Genomic DNA, 15,617 nt, shown 5'->3' on the forward strand with positions numbered 1-15,617 from the left:
GATGAATTATTAAACCTACACTATAAAAAAGACATTTGAAACGGGGGAGCGAACAATGACATTCCATAACTTACCAAAACCACAGGGCCTCTACCGTCCGGAATTTGAACATGATGCATGCGGTATTGGCTTATACGCCCATATTAAAGGATTAGCTACCCATGATATTGTAAAAAAAGGTTTAAGTATGCTTTGCCAATTGGATCACCGGGGAGGGCAGGGAAGCGACCCGCTAACCGGAGACGGTGCTGGACTTATGGTACAGCTTCCACACGAGTTCTTCAAAAAAGCATGCCCTCAATTCGATCTTTCTGAAAAGGGAAGATACGGAGTTGGCATGATGTTTCTTCCAAAAGACGAAAACGAACAGCAATCCGTTAAGAATAAATTAAACCAAATCATTGAACAAGAAGGCCAAAGCCTCATTGGATGGAGAAGTGTGCCTGTAATTGACGGAAAAATCGGAACTATCGCACAAGAAAGCTGCCCATCCATTCATCAGGTTTTTATTAAAGCCTCAGATCATACCAAGAATGAACTGGCGTTTGAGCGCAAACTGTATATCATTCGGAAAATAGCAGAGAAATGGGGAAAAGAAAACCAATTAAACTTTTACTTCTCTAGCCTTTCTTCATCCACTATTGTATACAAAGGGCTTTTGACACCTGAACAGGTAGATGCATTTTACCGGGATCTAAATGACCCTTCTTTTGTTTCAGCATTCGCTTTAGTGCATTCCCGTTTTAGCACAAATACATTTCCGAGCTGGGAAAGGGCTCATCCAAACCGGTACCTCATCCATAATGGCGAGATTAATACGTTAAGAGGCAATATTAATTGGATGAAAGCGCGTGAACAGCAATTTGCTTCTGAGGCTTTTGGAGATGACTTAGAAAAACTGCTTCCGATACTTGATACAGAAGGCAGTGATTCCTCCGTACTTGATAACGCTCTTGAGTTTTTTGTACTGGCGGGGAGAGAACTTGCACATGCAGCCATGATGCTGATTCCTGAACCATGGTCTGAAAATCCTCATATGACAGATGAAAAAAAAGCTTTTTATGAATATCATAGCTGTCTAATTGAGCCGTGGGATGGCCCCACAGCCATTTCTTTCACAAACGGCCGACAAATCGGCGCCGTCCTTGACCGAAACGGTTTACGGCCCGCGCGCTATTATGTAACGAAGGATGACTATATTATTTTCTCTTCCGAGGTTGGGGTCATTGATGTAGAACCAGAGAATGTACTCTATAAAGATCGGTTAAGTCCAGGAAAAATGCTTCTTATTGATCTAGAAAAGGGAAGAATTGTTTCAGATAAAGAAATTAAAACTGAACTTTCCCATGCCAAGCCTTATCGCTCATGGCTAGAGGAAAATCTGATCCATCTGGACAGCGGCTCACATGAAGAAAGTGCTGAATCAGTTGATCAGCTCGTACTCCGGCAGAAGACGTTTGGCTACACGCATGAAGATATTCATAAATACTTGATTCCTATTATCACAGAAGGAAAAGATCCAGTCGGATCCATGGGGAATGATACACCTTTAGCTGTGTTGTCAGACCGCCCCCAATCATTGTTCAATTATTTTAAACAGTTATTTGCACAAGTAACAAATCCGCCGATCGATTCTCTTCGTGAACAAGTGGTTACATCAACAGTCAGTTATTTAGGAGCGGAGGGCAATCTGCTTGAAGCGAACGCAGCTAGCTGCCGTCGTATCCAATTGGATACCCCGATCCTATCAACCGGAAGATTCAACCAATTACAACAAAATGTCTGGCCAGAATTTTCGAGCAAGACTCTGCATACACTTTTTTCTGAAGATTTGGAATCCAGTTTGAATCAATTGTTTTCGCAAGCAGAAAGAGCGATTGAGGAAGGACATACTCTTCTCATCCTTTCAGACCGTGAAATGAATGATAAGAACATCCCGATGCCGGTTCTGTTATCAACAAGCGCACTCCATCATTATCTTGTTCGAAAAGGACTTCGAACGAAAGTAAGCATAATTGTTGATTCCGGGGAAACCAGGGAAGTCCATCATTTTGCAGCACTCATTGGCTTTGGAGCAGACGCCATTCATCCTTACCTTGCTTATGCTACGTATCATCAGGCAATTATTGATGGCCATCTGTCCGTTTCTTTTGATCAAGCTGTTCAAGGTTATATTAAAGGAGTGACAGACGGTGTCGTTAAAGTGATGTCTAAAATGGGCATCTCGACGATCCAAAGTTATCGAGGAGCTCAAATTTTTGAAGCGGTAGGCATCGGCCAAGAAGCCATTGACCGATACTTTACTGGAACGGCATCTCAGCTTGATGGCATCGATCTTCAAACGATGGGCCTTGAAGCCATACGGCACCATTCTAAGGCTTATCGGGAGACAATGGAGGAAACGCTTGAATCCGGCAGTGATTTTCAATGGAGGAAGACAGGCGAGCATCATGCCTTTAATCCTAAAACCATTCATACATTGCAATGGGCCTGCCGAAAAAATGATTACAGCCTGTTCAAACAGTATTCTAAGGCGGCAAACGAAGAACGCCTTAACTTTTTAAGGAATTTATTCTCCTTCCCTTCAGAAGACCGAGCTGTCCCAATCGAAGAGGTTGAGTCTGTTGAAGACATTGTGCGCCGGTTTAAAACAGGAGCAATGTCGTTCGGTTCTCTAAGCCAAGAAGCACATGAAGCATTGGCTATTGCCATGAACCGCTTGGGCGGAAAAAGCAACAGCGGGGAAGGCGGAGAGGATCCAAGCCGCTTTATATTGGATGAAAATGGTGATTCGCGGCGAAGTGCGATTAAGCAGATCGCTTCAGGACGATTTGGCGTGAAAAGCCATTACCTCGTCAACGCTGATGAACTGCAGATCAAGATGGCTCAAGGAGCGAAACCTGGGGAAGGCGGCCAGCTTCCTGGAAACAAAGTATATCCATGGGTAGCAGATGTGCGAGGATCAACGCCTGGGGTAGGACTGATATCTCCTCCTCCGCACCATGATATCTATTCCATTGAAGATTTGGCACAGCTTATTCATGATCTAAAGAACGCGAACCGTGATGCGCGTATTTCCGTTAAGCTCGTTGCGAAAGCAGGAGTAGGAACGATTGCTGCAGGCGTTGCAAAAGGAGCTGCCGATGTAATAGTGATCAGCGGTTACGACGGAGGGACAGGTGCATCACCCAAAACAAGCATCAAGCATACGGGACTGCCTTGGGAGCTGGGATTGGCAGAAGCCCATCAAACGTTAATGCTGAACGGATTGCGCGACCGTGTGGTATTAGAAACCGACGGCAAGCTGATGACTGGCAAAGATGTAGTACTGGCAGCTTTACTTGGAGCAGAAGAATATGGTTTTGCTACAGCTCCACTCGTTGTTCTTGGCTGTGTCATGATGCGTGCCTGCCACCTGGATACGTGTCCGGTAGGGGTTGCTACACAAAATCCAGAGCTGCGGAAGAAATTTATGGGCGATCCAGATCATGTTGTCAATTACATGCGCTTTGTAGCTCAGGAAGTCCGTGAGATCATGGCTGAACTTGGGTTCAGAACGATGGACGAGATGATTGGCCACAGCGAAATACTCAGCGTTTCAGAACGTACGAAAAACCATTGGAAAGCCAAACAATTGAACTTGGCCAATCTGACACATACTGTAGATGGTTCTGTCAGAACGTTCCAGACACCGCAAAATCATAAGATCGAAGAATCCTTGGATATGAGAGAGATACTTCCAGCCATCTCTAAGGCTTTGGAGCGTCAAGAACAAGTGAATCTATCGTTTCAGCTGAATAATACAAATCGTGTTGCCGGAACTATCTCCGGAAGTGAAATCTCAAAGATATATGGAGAGAACGGACTTCCCGAAGATACCGTCAATCTGCAATTCTATGGTTCAGCGGGCCAATCCTTTGGTGCCTATATCCCGCGCGGCATGTCACTATATTTAACTGGTGACGCAAATGATTACGTAGGAAAAGGACTATCTGGCGGAAAAATAACGGTATCTGCCCCGAAAGAATCTGATTTTCTATCGGATACAAACGTTATCGCTGGGAATGTTGCCTTCTATGGTGCAACAAGCGGAGAAGCGTACATCAATGGATCTGCAGGAGAGCGTTTTGCTGTGCGGAACAGCGGAGCAAATATTGTTGTAGAGGGCATCGGTGATCATGGATGTGAATATATGACCGGCGGAAGAGTGGTCATTCTTGGGGAAACCGGCAAAAACTTCGCTGCTGGTATGTCTGGGGGGACTGCCTACGTTCTGGCCAGTGAAAAAGAACAGTTCATATCGTTATGCAACAAGGACAGTGTTGAATTTGAAGCTTTGCAGGCTGATCAGGAAGAAGCAGAGGTTAAAAAGATGATTTTGAGTCATTATCATTATACGCTTAGCTCAAAAGCAGCTTTTATCCTCAGCAACTGGTCACAATACAGAAAACAATTTGTCAAAGTTATTCCTAAAGATTATAAAGCGATGATCGGTCTGATCGAGGAACAAAAAGAGGCAGGGTTACAACATGATGAAGCCGTAATGAGTGCCTTTTTAGAAACATCATCTCTAAAAAAAAGTACCCCGGTCAAAAAAAAGACTCAGTTAATTCTTAATTAGGAAAGGGGAGAGGACGAATGGGAAAAACAACAGGATTTATGGAATATGCGAGAGAAGAAGCCAAAGAACGGAATCCTCTCACACGTTTAAAAGACTGGAATGAACATACAGAACTGATGAGTGATGATACCCTTCACCGTCAGAGTGCGAGGTGTATGGATTGTGCAACACCATTTTGCCATATTGGCATGGAGATTAGCGGGATGACCTCTGGTTGTCCCATCCATAACCTCATTCCTGAATGGAACGACCTGGTCTACCGCGGCAGATGGAGAGAAGCGCTTGACCGGTTAATTAAGACGAACAACTTTCCGGAATTTACCGGTCGCGTCTGTCCAGCGCCATGTGAAGGTTCATGTACAGTTGAAATCTCTTCACCTGCAGTAACCATTAAGAACATTGAGCAGGCCATCATTGATAAAGGTTTCGAAAACGGCTGGATCCAACCCCGGATCCCTCACAGACGAACCGGCAAAAAGATTGCTGTTGTGGGCTCCGGTCCAGCCGGTTTGGCTGCCGCAGATCAGCTCAACCAAGCAGGACATTCCCTCACAATCTATGAAAGAGCAGAACGTGCCGGAGGATTGCTTACCTATGGTATTCCAAATATGAAGCTTGAAAAAGATATCGTAGAACGCCGAATTCAGTTACTCAGTCAAGAAGGAATTGACTTTGTGCTGAATACGGAGATTGGAAAAGACATCACTTCTGAAGAACTTAAAGATCAGTACGATGCGGTCATACTTTGTGTCGGTGCCCAGAAGCAAAGAGATCTGGAACTCGATGGCCGAGAAGCGAAAGGTGTTCACTTCGCTATGGACTATCTTACAAAGTCAACACAGCATCTGCTGAATCAGCGTCAATCTGATGAAGCATTCATCGATGCTAAAGACAAAGATGTTATCGTAATTGGAGGTGGCGACACAGGTGCAGACTGTGTTGCAACAGCTCTGCGTCAAGAGTGCAGAAGCATCGTTCAGTTCGGAAAGTATCCTAAACTTCCAGAAGCAAGGACACCTGATAACATGTGGCCTGAACTGCCTAACATTTTTACAATGGATTATGCCTATGAAGAAGCACAGGCGAAATTCGGTGAAGATCCGCGGCAATATACGGTACAGACGAAAAACATCGTGGCAGATGGGGATGGAAACTTAAAAGAACTTCATACGGTTCAAATGCAATATACAACGAACGAGCATGGACAGCCCGAACTAATAGAAGTTCCTGGTACAGAAAAAGTATGGCCAGCCCAGCTCGTATTTATAGCGATTGGTTTTGATGGGCCTGAACAGCCGCTGCTTCAGCAATTCGGTGTGAAAACAGAGAATCAAAAGATTTCCGCAGTACATGGTGATTATCGCACAAACGTAGAAGGTGTGTTTGCCGCGGGTGATGCAAGACGCGGACAGAGCTTAATCGTATGGGCGATCCAGGAAGGCAGAGAAGCTGCACGCGAAGTAGATAAGTATTTGATGGGCAGCACAGTATTGGTGTAATGAATATCGTTTAGAATACCGTCTTCCTTTTAAGGCAGGCGGTTTTTCCTGTGGATAAGAATCTATTTTTCTAGTAAAACTGTTTAACCAGCAAAAAATACCCTGTTCACCTTTTCCTCGGTAATCAGGGTATTATCCGTAACGCACATTCATCATTTACAATCACCTATGCTTCATGTAGTCCCATGCATCTTTCACATTCATAAACGTATGATTCATGCTGTTCTTCAATCGTTTTTCCACATTCCCGGCATTGCTTCTTAGGTAAATTACGATAAAATTCCAACGTCAACATTCAGCATTACCTCCTGTTTTTGAATTAAATTCATTGTATTATAACAGATATAAATAGTCAACATCTGTTATAGAATTATTTTGAAACACTACTAAACTCCTAGATATTCCATATTAGCTTATTTGTAAGTTCTGTTTTACCCTTACGTCAGTAAATGCTAAAATATAAAACGAAAAGGGAAAGTATACCGAGAATTATTGATAAAGGAGAAGGATTATGGAAAAAGTATTGATTTTTGGACACAAGAACCCGGACACCGATACCATCTGCTCAGCTATCGTGTATGCTGATCTTAAAACGAAACTGGGATTTAATGCAGAACCTGTGCGTTTAGGAGAAATTAATGGTGAAACACAATATGCCCTTGAGCAATTTAAGGCGGAAATGCCTCGTCTGGTTGAAACTGTAGCAAACGAAACGAATCAAGTTATTCTCGTTGACCACAATGAGCGCCAGCAAAGTGCATCTGATATCGAAAAAGTCCGCGTGCTTGAAGTCATTGACCACCACCGCATCGCAAACTTTGAAACAAGTGATCCACTTTATTACCGCGCTGAACCTGTAGGATGTACCGCAACCATTTTAAACAAAATGTACAAAGAGCATGGGGTTGCTGTTGAAAAAGACATCGCAGGCCTAATGCTGTCCGCTATCATTTCTGATTCCCTTCTTTTTAAATCTCCAACCTGCACAGAGCAAGATATCGCTGCTGCACAGGAACTTGCGGAAATCGCGGGTGTAGATGCAGAAAGTTATGGTTTGGAAATGCTGAAAGCGGGAGCAGACTTAAGCGACAAATCTGTAAGCCAGCTCATCACTTTAGATGCCAAGGAATTTCAGATGGGCAGCAGCAAAGTAGAAATTGCACAAGTAAATACGGTTGATACAGCTGAGGTATTTGAGCGCAAGGCAGAAATCGAGGAAGCCATCAGCCAAGTTGTCCAAGATAAAGGACTCGATCTGTTCTTGTTCGTTGTGACTGATATTTTAACAAACGATTCAACAGGGCTTGCAATCGGAAGAAAAGCTGCAGCCGTAGAACAAGCTTATAATGTGAACCTTGAACATAATACAGCTGTTCTTAAAGGTGTAGTATCCAGAAAGAAACAAATCGTTCCAGTTTTAACAGATGCCTTCAGCCGTATCCAATAAATATGATAAGACAGCGTTACACCTAGGTGTAATGCTGTTTTTTGTCTAGTCAATAAAGGGATTGCAATGCAACTTGGCGAAAGGATTAAAGGACAAAATTTATGGCCCAAGAGGCGGGAGGTTTCTCATGGCAGTTAAAAACTACGGCTTGCTGAAGGGAACGGTCATAGAGTCTCGAATGGAAAGGGATTTAGATACTCCTCATTATCAGATTCATGCAGTGGACGAAAACAGTGTGCATTATCGTATAGCGGTTAACGTCATGTCCAGCTCAGAAAACTCCGAGGTTCTTTATCTGGTTAATGAAAATTTCAATTCATCTCTTACTGAAAAATTAACACAGCTTCCTGAAACCTATTTGCCGCTTGGGAATGAAAACAGGGAACTTGCTATTGATTACATCAGGGACGGGCTCTTTGATCCTTCTTTAATGAAACCCCTGCCAAGCGACGCGACAGGACCAGACAACGATTTAAACGATATACTTGATCATTACATTCAGAAAGCCATTTCTGAAAAAGCATTCATCTATGTATATGGGTCCAAATTCGGACCTGAATCACAGCGGGATAAAGTATTTGGTTTTCAGCCAACAAACGGGATGCACAACATACACATGAACCAGGGGAATGAAGACAAGCAGAATCAAAGAGATTGGGCAGGGGATAACGGAACTTGGCACGATGGGGCGTTATTCCTGCAATTCGAGAATCAATGGACGGCCATTTTTCTTGCCTTCTTATCCCAATCATGGTGTACAGATGAACGAGGCTACCCAACCAAGATGTGCCAGCACGATGATAAAATGAGTAATCAAATATAACAAAGAGAACAGCCGATAGGCTGTTCTCTTTTATTTTTACTTTTTGATGAACTCCTGGGCCCAGAAATCTTCATTATCCGTATATCCAATACCAATATGAGTATAGTCGGGATTAAGGATATTCTTGCGGTGTCCTTCACTGTTCATCCAGTCATTGACCACTTGTTCTGGAGACTGCTGCCCGACAGCAATATTTTCTCCGGCAGAACTGTACGGGATATCCATTTTATCCATCTGTTCAAAAGGGGATCCATATGTCGGACTGTTATGTGAGAAGTAATTATTCTTCTCCATATCGTTTGCTTTTACTTGCGCAACGTTGGTTAATGAAGGATCCCATTTTAAATCTGAAAGCCCATACTTTCTTCTCTCCTGATTCGTTAGCTCTACGACCCTCTGAATCATCTCCTGGCTATAGCCCTGATTTCCTGAAGGAGGAGCTGCCGGAGGAACTGTTCCATTAATGTCCGGGTTGGTTTCCATGCTCATATCTGGATTGTTGTAGGAAATGTTTTCTCTTTGGACCATTTCTTTCTTTCGTCCAGCTTTCGACTGGTACGGTATCTTTTCTTTCGTTAAATATCCATTTCCTGTTTTCATCATATTTTTATTAGCCATTCTTTTATGCTGCTGATCCTGGCCCAGTTCATTCTTCTTCATGTTATTGCATCCGCTGCTGAAAACAAGAATACATAAGAAGGCCATCGGTATTGAAATTGCTTTTCTCACAGAGACTGCTCCTTTACACCTTATTAGCTCTTACTAAAAACGTTTTTAGTATTTCACGAAATAAGAAAGGCATACTAAGCCATGTAAATTTAACTCCGGGCACTTTTAATGCATAAATTACTTTTTAAAAGTATGATGGGTAGGAAAGAAGAAACAAGAAACAAGAAAAGGAGTGCGCTCATGAACAACACATACCAAAAATTATTAGAGCCTTATACATTTGCAGAGGGATTTTCAGTGAAAAACCGTATCGTTATGGCTCCAATGACCAATTTTTCTTCCAATCCAGACGGAACAGTGACTGATGAGGAAGTTAACTATTATGTACGCCGTTCAAAGGGAGCAGGCTTGGTGATTACAGCCTGCGCATATGTTACACCAAGCGGCAAGGGATTTCATGGTGAGTTCGGAAGCCATAGTGATGATATGATTCCAAGTTTAAGAAAGCTTGCTTCCAGCATAAAAAAACAGGGAGCAAAGGCCATTCTTCAAGTTTTCCATGGCGGGCGAATGTGTCCTCCTTCGCTGGTACCCAATGGAGATGTGGTAAGTGCCAGTGCTGTTCCTCCAGAACAGAAAACACCTACTGGTGAACAGCCAGTACCACGTGAATTGACCCATTCAGAGATCGAAGAAATCATCCGTGACTTTGGCGAATCTGCACGCAGAGCGATTGAGGCGGGCTTTGACGGAATCGAAATTCATGGAGCAAACGGATATTTAATTCAACAGTTCTTTTCTCCGCATTCAAACCAGCGTGATGACCAATGGGGAGGAAGTTTGGAAAAACGTATGGCGTTTCCGCTGGCAGTTATTGATGCAGTAACAGCCGCTGTCCAGACACATGCCAAAGAGCCTTTCCTGGTGGGTTACAGACTTTCACCTGAAGAACCTGAAACCCCTGGAATTACGATGGATGAAACGTTAGGATTAATGGATGAACTTGTGAAAAAGAAACTGGACTATCTTCATGTATCACTTATGGATTTCTGGTCTGTTCCAAGAAGAGGTGTAGACGATAATCGCTCTCGAATGGAGATCATCCAGGAAAGAGTCGGAGATCAGGTTCCCGTGATTGGGGTGGGTTCCATTTATACAGCAGAGGATGCGTTAAAAGCCTTGAATACCGGAGTCCCCTTTATTGCTTTAGGCAGAGAATTAATCATTGATCCTGATTGGGTACAAAAGATCGAAGAGGGAAGAGCCTCTGAGATTGAAACGAAATTAAGAAAAGACGCTCAAGAAGAGCTCGTCGTTCCTGAACCACTCTGGCAGGCCATCATGAATACACCAGGGTGGTTTCCAATAGAAAATTAAAATAAAAGCTCTGTTAGTCCATGTTGTTGATTTTTAGTGGGGTGTGATTGAACAGCCTACTGAAAAGCAGAAGGGAATAAGCAAGCTTTTTCCTTTCTGCTTTTCGGGCGCTTCATTTGTTTCACAAATCAGTTCTTATTGGAGAAAAAGACTTGAGGGCCTCTTTTAAGCATCTTTATGCGCAAAATAAAAAGAAGCCCCGGATTGATTTCCGGGGCTTCTTTTTTAATTGGATAGGCTGTTGATCCTAAATCCTATTTTTCCAAATTGTTCAGCTTTATTCAAACGCTCAAAAGCATGCTCAAATTGATTTAAATCAAACATTTTATCAACAATCGGCCTGATTTTATGTTTGTTAATAAATTGAATCATTTCATTGAATTCTTCACTGCTGCCCATCGTAGTTCCGAAGAAGCTATATTGTCCATAGAAGAATTTTCTTAAATCAAACTGAATCTGGTCACCGGCTGATGCACCAAATGTTACGATTGTGCCTCCTGTACGCAACTGATCCAATGATTTGTTAAAAGTTGCTGCACCCACACTTTCAATCACAAGATCCATCTTTTGGTTATCAAGCTGCCGGTTCCAATCCTCATTGCTGTTTATCGCCTGAACGGCACCTAATTTGCGTGCTCTTTGGCCTTTTTCTTCAGAACGGGAAGTCACATATACTTCGGCATTAACTGCTTTTGCAAATTGCAGCAGGAAGGTAGCCACACCGCTGCCTATCCCGGGTATAAGAACCTTTTGATGTTCTTTCAGTCTACCTCTGGTAAAAAGAGCTCTGTATGCCGTCAACGCGGCTAATGATAAGACTCCCGCTTCTTCCCACGTTAAATGTGCTGGTTTAGGCACGGCATTTTCAGCCGGAACAGTCACCTTTTCTGCAAAGGTTCCGTGAAAGGGGAGTCCTAGTATTTCAAAACCTTCCGGCGGTGCATCACTTTTTTCCTTCCAGCCGAGCCCCGGGTTAATAATAACCTTATCTCCGACAATCACGTTGTTTACGCCATCTCCAACAGCTTCAACAATTCCTGCTCCGTCTGATCCTATGATTAAAGGGGGATCCGATGGCTGGTGTCTTTCCATCACAAACAAATCACGGTGATTTAAGCCTGCGGTTACTAATTTAATTCTTACTTCTCCAGGTTTTGGGCCTTTTTCCTCAAATTCAGTAAAGACGAGTCCTGATAAACCTTTTTGATTTTTATGAACAAGTGCTTTCATGATAGCCTCCCATTCCACTAAATTTAGTTACAACAAGTGTATCAAAGGAAATCTTCATTGTCTTTTACCTCGTATTGATTTCATAGGGTAAATGAAAACTTTACACCGTAATACTACAAAAAAGGGAGATGAGATTTTCAATGTATCACCAAAAATTTTTGATAATTCATAACCATCAGCCTGTCTCTGCAATCATACGTTTTGCTACAATGCAGGCGTACTTCAGTTAAATTGGTAAAAAATTATCTTGAAGATGAAGGATCTCAAAATTATGCAGTATTGATGGAATGAAAAAATCCGTTTATAACTTGATATTTTCTTCTAAATATATAATAATAGTAACAAACTTACTTTTTGTATGTTACAAAACATAAAGGAGCATATAAGATGAACTTTCACACACGTCCGCACACTTTTGTAGAACACGTTCAATTAATCGTGGAGGATTTGAATCGATCCCTATCTTTTTATCAAGATATATTAGGTTTTTCTGTTCTTAAAGAAGAAAGGGGAATCGTTTTCTTAACACTGGATGGCCACAACTCTATCTTATCTGTCGTACAGCCTGAAAATGCGAAACCAAAACAGCCCCGAACAACAGGATTGTATCACTTTGCACTGCTTCTCCCAAACCGTAAAGAATTAGCCAAAGTGCTGCATCACTTTATTAATATTGGTTATCCACTTCAGGGCGCATCGGACCATCTTGTGAGCGAAGCTTTATATTTGGCTGATCCGGATGGCAACGGAATTGAAATATACGTAGACCGTGATTCAAATGAATGGAAATGGGAAAATGGACAAGTGGAGATGACTACGGAGCCTCTTGATGCAAAAGGGCTGTTAGCTGAGAGTGACGGCTCCACCTATGAAGGGCTGCCAAAAGAAACCATAATGGGCCATCTGCATCTGCATGTATCTGATTTACAAGAAGCAGAATCATTTTATTGTAAAGGGTTAGGTTTCGAAGTTGTTCTTCGTTATAGCAACCATGCATTATTTATCTCAACCGGCGGTTATCATCACCATCTCGGTTTAAACATCTGGAACGGCCAAGGTGCACCTGCTCCCGATGAACACCGCGCAGGATTGAAACAGTTTACTGTGGTTTATCCGTCAGCTGAAGCAAGAGATGAAGCCGCAGACCGGCTTGGAAAATTAGGTTATCATGTCCAGCAACTTGATCAATCTCTTTTTGTAAAAGATCCTTCAGGTACTCTGATGGAATTAGCGATAGATTAACATAAAGTAAATCAACCCATCGTCTTTTTGCAGACGGTGGGTTTCTTCATTTTGTGTCCCATACGACGATGGACTTAAAGGAGGTCAAAAAGGCTGTTACAGCTCCGGTGGTCAAAATGGTGATAAAAGAAAAAAGCAGGCGGCTGTCATGGAGAATGATCATACCTGCCGAAATAATGACAGCATCCATGATGATCATTAAGAACCCAGCGTTAACGAGATACCATTTTGAAAGCAGAAGTGCTAAAAGATCCAAGCCTCCTACACACGTATTGTGCCTCATCATGATACCGATTCCAGTTCCGATTAAAGACCCGCCGATCAAAGCACTCACAAAAATCCGCAAATGAAACATTTGCTGTATGGGAAGCAGGAAGTCAATAATAATCGAAGAAATGAGCATTCCAAACAGGCTGTTAAAAAAATAGGACACTTATCAAATCGAAGGGCTAACAGAAAAACCGGTGCACTTAGAATAATAATGGTCAAGCCAACTTTTACACCAAGTGTATAGTTCAGAAGCAGTGCCAAACCAATAAATCCTCCGTTCAAGATATGCATGGGCAGGATGAAGCCATTAATGCCAATTCCCAATAAAGTACTGCCAGCCGATGGCGAGCCATTTCATCATATTATCTTTCATCTCCGAACAATGGTTTTTTACTACCATATGTACGAGCTTAAGAATTATGTTTCACCGGATGATAGGAGTATTATCCGGCTTACGATTGCTCAAACTACCCATATGTTGAACAATCGGAGAGCTGCCATGATTTGTCGTTCTAGTAAAGAGCTTAATCAATTAGTATTGGAAGCCAAGGACTGCACGAAGTTCGGTAAAGTAGCGGATTACATACCTGCACTGAAAAAAGCAGATCCTGATGACTTATCTGTCGCCATCTATCACCCTGATGGTACATGTTTATCCGCAGGAGATGTACAATTGAAGATAACGCTTCAAAGCATTTCTAAAGTGCTGGCTCTCGCCCTCGCATTAATGGACTGCGGCGAAGATGAGGTATTTTGTAAAATCGGGTATGAGCCTACTGGAGATCCTTTCAATTCCATCGTAAAGCTGGAGGTCAGTAAACCTTCGAAACCGCTAAATCCTATGATCAATGCAGGAGCACTGGTCGTAACTCACATGGTTAAAGGACATTCGGTCCATGAGAGGTTTGAACGTCTTCTTCAATTTGTCAGGAAGCTGGCTGGGAATCCTTCCATCTCTCATTGTGAAGAAGTTGCTCTATCAGAGTTTGAGACCGCACATTTAAACCGTTCACTTTGTTATTTTATGAAGCAGCACGGCATCATTAATGAAGATGTGGATGATCTCATCTACCTTTATACAAAGCAATGCGCAATAGAAATGAATTGCCTTGATTTAGCGAAAATTGGCCTTGTTCTTGCCCTTGATGGTATTGACCCATTGACGAATAATCGGTTAATCCCCACGCATATCGCTCGGATCTGCAAGACTTTAATGGTGACGTGCGGCATGTACAATGCTTCCGGCGAATTTGCCGTAAGAGTTGGGATTCCCGCGAAGAGCGGTGTTTCTGGAGGAATCATGGGTGCCGTGCCCAATCGGTTCGGTATCGGGATCTTTGGTGCGGCACTTGATGATAAAGGAAATAGCATAGCCGGACTTAAAATTCTGGAGATGCTTTCTAAACGATACGATCTAAGTATGTTTTAGGACGAGCTATTTTACAGCCTTATTTACAATAGGGCTGTTTTTTTATGTCGAATGGAGGGTATCTTAACAATATTTGATGGAGTAAATGCTTAATTACAATACTTTGCTAATAAGGGGAAATCATTCATGAGCCGAACACATGAGCAGCGAATTCAATTGCACGGTTTTAATAACCTGACCAAATCATTAAGCTTTAATATGTACGATATTTGTTACACGAAGACAAGGAAAGAGCGGGAAGCCTATATTGATTACATCGATGAAGAATACAGCGCTGAGCGGTTAACCGGCATTCTTCAGAAAGTGTCCGACACGATTGGCGCGCACGTATTAAATATCGCTAAACAAGACTATGTTCCCCAAGGAGCCAGTGTAACATTATTAGTTTCTGAAGGCCCAATTGTCGAAGTGCCTACTGAAAATATTGATGAAACACCGGCAGCCATGCCTGAATCTGTAGTCATGCAGCTGGACAAAAGCCATTTAACCGTTCATACGTATCCCGAGTATCATCCGGACGAAGGAATCAGCACCTTTAGAGCGGATATTGATGTTTCAACTTGCGGAGAGATTTCTCCTTTAAAAGCTTTAAATCATCTCATCGATTCCTTTGATACCGATATTATGACCGTCGACTACCGGGTTAGAGGATTCACAAGAGATATTAATGGCCAAAAGCTTTTTATTGATCATGACATATCTTCCATACAAAATTTTATCAGCGAGGATTTTAAAAACGAATTTGATATGATTGATTCAAACATCTATCAGGAAAATATTTTTCATACGAAATGCAAGCTGAAAAATTTTGACCTGAACAATTACTTATTCGGGTACTCAAGGGATACACTGACCGAACAGGAACAAGCGGAAATCACCAAAAGAATTACCGAGGAGATGGATGAGATCTATTTTGGAAGAAATATGAATCGGTTTTTAAAGTAGGTTTTGTAAAAGCATTTTGTTGATTTTATCAGGCCTTCTTCTATCAACCTTAATTCCAACATCAT

Annotated in this window: 13 protein-coding genes; 8 read left to right on the top strand and 5 right to left on the bottom strand. The window is 42.4% G+C overall.

Features of this window, described 5'->3' with window-relative positions:
* The first annotated feature begins 55 nt into the window (after window positions 1-55).
* A complete protein-coding gene (gene gltB / locus M1K46_RS16930) occupies window positions 56-4,621 on the top strand; it encodes a glutamate synthase large subunit (RefSeq protein ID WP_256226946.1) in 4,566 nt (1,521 codons plus the stop codon).
* A 17-nt stretch (window positions 4,622-4,638) separates the two neighbouring features.
* A complete protein-coding gene (locus tag M1K46_RS16935) occupies window positions 4,639-6,120 on the top strand; it encodes a glutamate synthase subunit beta (RefSeq protein WP_256226947.1) in 1,482 nt (493 codons plus the stop codon).
* 166 nt (window positions 6,121-6,286) lie between these two features.
* On the opposite strand, the gene yhfH is transcribed toward M1K46_RS16935, so the two are convergent.
* A complete protein-coding gene (gene yhfH / locus M1K46_RS16940; RefSeq protein WP_082315898.1) occupies window positions 6,287-6,415 on the bottom strand; it encodes a protein YhfH in 129 nt (42 codons plus the stop codon).
* A gap of 216 nt (window positions 6,416-6,631) precedes the next feature.
* Between yhfH and M1K46_RS16945 the strand changes: the two genes are divergently transcribed.
* Window positions 6,632-7,567: a manganese-dependent inorganic pyrophosphatase gene (locus tag M1K46_RS16945; protein WP_256226948.1), complete on the top strand. Its 936-nt coding sequence runs from the start codon at window positions 6,632-6,634 to the stop codon at window positions 7,565-7,567.
* 127 nt (window positions 7,568-7,694) lie between these two features.
* Window positions 7,695-8,390, top strand: a complete 696-nt coding sequence (locus M1K46_RS16950) for a YukJ family protein (protein ID WP_256226949.1) — start codon at window positions 7,695-7,697, stop codon at window positions 8,388-8,390.
* 36 nt (window positions 8,391-8,426) lie between these two features.
* Here M1K46_RS16950 and M1K46_RS16955 read toward each other — a convergent pair whose 3' ends face one another.
* Window positions 8,427-9,119 (bottom strand): CAP domain-containing protein, encoded by a 693-nt coding sequence (locus M1K46_RS16955; protein WP_256226950.1) that lies wholly within the window; start codon window positions 9,117-9,119, stop codon window positions 8,427-8,429.
* Between the two features lie 180 nt (window positions 9,120-9,299).
* On the opposite strand from M1K46_RS16955, the gene M1K46_RS16960 reads away from it, so the two are divergent.
* Window positions 9,300-10,436 (top strand): NADH-dependent flavin oxidoreductase, encoded by a 1,137-nt coding sequence (locus M1K46_RS16960; protein WP_256226951.1) that lies wholly within the window; start codon window positions 9,300-9,302, stop codon window positions 10,434-10,436.
* Window positions 10,437-10,661: 225 nt separating this feature from the next.
* Here M1K46_RS16960 and M1K46_RS16965 read toward each other — a convergent pair whose 3' ends face one another.
* Window positions 10,662-11,666 (bottom strand): zinc-binding dehydrogenase, encoded by a 1,005-nt coding sequence (locus M1K46_RS16965; RefSeq protein WP_256226952.1) that lies wholly within the window; start codon window positions 11,664-11,666, stop codon window positions 10,662-10,664.
* A gap of 387 nt (window positions 11,667-12,053) precedes the next feature.
* Between M1K46_RS16965 and M1K46_RS16975 the strand changes: the two genes are divergently transcribed.
* Window positions 12,054-12,908, top strand: a complete 855-nt coding sequence (locus M1K46_RS16975) for a VOC family protein (RefSeq protein WP_256226953.1) — start codon at window positions 12,054-12,056, stop codon at window positions 12,906-12,908.
* 46 nt (window positions 12,909-12,954) lie between these two features.
* On the opposite strand, the gene M1K46_RS16980 is transcribed toward M1K46_RS16975, so the two are convergent.
* Window positions 12,955-13,341 carry a YitT family protein gene (locus M1K46_RS16980; RefSeq protein WP_256226954.1) on the bottom strand — a complete coding sequence of 129 codons (387 nt, stop codon included), beginning with the start codon at window positions 13,339-13,341 and terminating at the stop codon, window positions 12,955-12,957.
* Window positions 13,239-13,469 (bottom strand): YitT family protein, encoded by a 231-nt coding sequence (locus M1K46_RS25870; RefSeq protein WP_375162215.1) that lies wholly within the window; start codon window positions 13,467-13,469, stop codon window positions 13,239-13,241. Before M1K46_RS25870 ends, M1K46_RS16980 begins: the two co-directional genes overlap by 103 nt.
* Before the next feature lie 208 nt (window positions 13,470-13,677).
* Between M1K46_RS25870 and glsA the strand changes: the two genes are divergently transcribed.
* Window positions 13,678-14,607 carry a glutaminase A gene (glsA, locus tag M1K46_RS16985; RefSeq protein WP_256227000.1) on the top strand — a complete coding sequence of 310 codons (930 nt, stop codon included), beginning with the start codon at window positions 13,678-13,680 and terminating at the stop codon, window positions 14,605-14,607.
* 126 nt (window positions 14,608-14,733) lie between these two features.
* On the top strand, window positions 14,734-15,552 hold the full coding sequence (gene speD, locus M1K46_RS16990; RefSeq protein ID WP_053354234.1) for an adenosylmethionine decarboxylase: 819 nt from the start codon (window positions 14,734-14,736) through the stop codon (window positions 15,550-15,552).
* Window positions 15,553-15,617: the final 65 nt, after the last annotated feature.

It is taken from the genome of Fictibacillus sp. WQ 8-8, assembly GCF_024494405.1.
GTDB classification, from domain to species: Bacteria; Bacillota; Bacilli; order Bacillales; family Fictibacillaceae; genus Fictibacillus_C; species Fictibacillus_C marinisediminis.

Coding starts and splice junctions, on each gene's coding strand:
- gltB (WP_256226946.1), top strand. CDS start 56: ATGACATTCCATAACTTACCAAAACCACAGGGCCTCTACCGTCCGGAA.
- M1K46_RS16935 (WP_256226947.1), top strand. CDS start 4,639: ATGGGAAAAACAACAGGATTTATGGAATATGCGAGAGAAGAAGCCAAA.
- yhfH (WP_082315898.1), bottom strand. CDS start 6,415: ATGTTGACGTTGGAATTTTATCGTAATTTACCTAAGAAGCAATGCCGG.
- M1K46_RS16945 (WP_256226948.1), top strand. CDS start 6,632: ATGGAAAAAGTATTGATTTTTGGACACAAGAACCCGGACACCGATACC.
- M1K46_RS16950 (WP_256226949.1), top strand. CDS start 7,695: ATGGCAGTTAAAAACTACGGCTTGCTGAAGGGAACGGTCATAGAGTCT.
- M1K46_RS16960 (WP_256226951.1), top strand. CDS start 9,300: ATGAACAACACATACCAAAAATTATTAGAGCCTTATACATTTGCAGAG.
- M1K46_RS16965 (WP_256226952.1), bottom strand. CDS start 11,666: ATGAAAGCACTTGTTCATAAAAATCAAAAAGGTTTATCAGGACTCGTC.
- M1K46_RS16975 (WP_256226953.1), top strand. CDS start 12,054: ATGAACTTTCACACACGTCCGCACACTTTTGTAGAACACGTTCAATTA.
- M1K46_RS25870 (WP_375162215.1), bottom strand. CDS start 13,469: ATGCATATCTTGAACGGAGGATTTATTGGTTTGGCACTGCTTCTGAAC.
- glsA (WP_256227000.1), top strand. CDS start 13,678: ATGATTTGTCGTTCTAGTAAAGAGCTTAATCAATTAGTATTGGAAGCC.
- speD (WP_053354234.1), top strand. CDS start 14,734: ATGAGCCGAACACATGAGCAGCGAATTCAATTGCACGGTTTTAATAAC.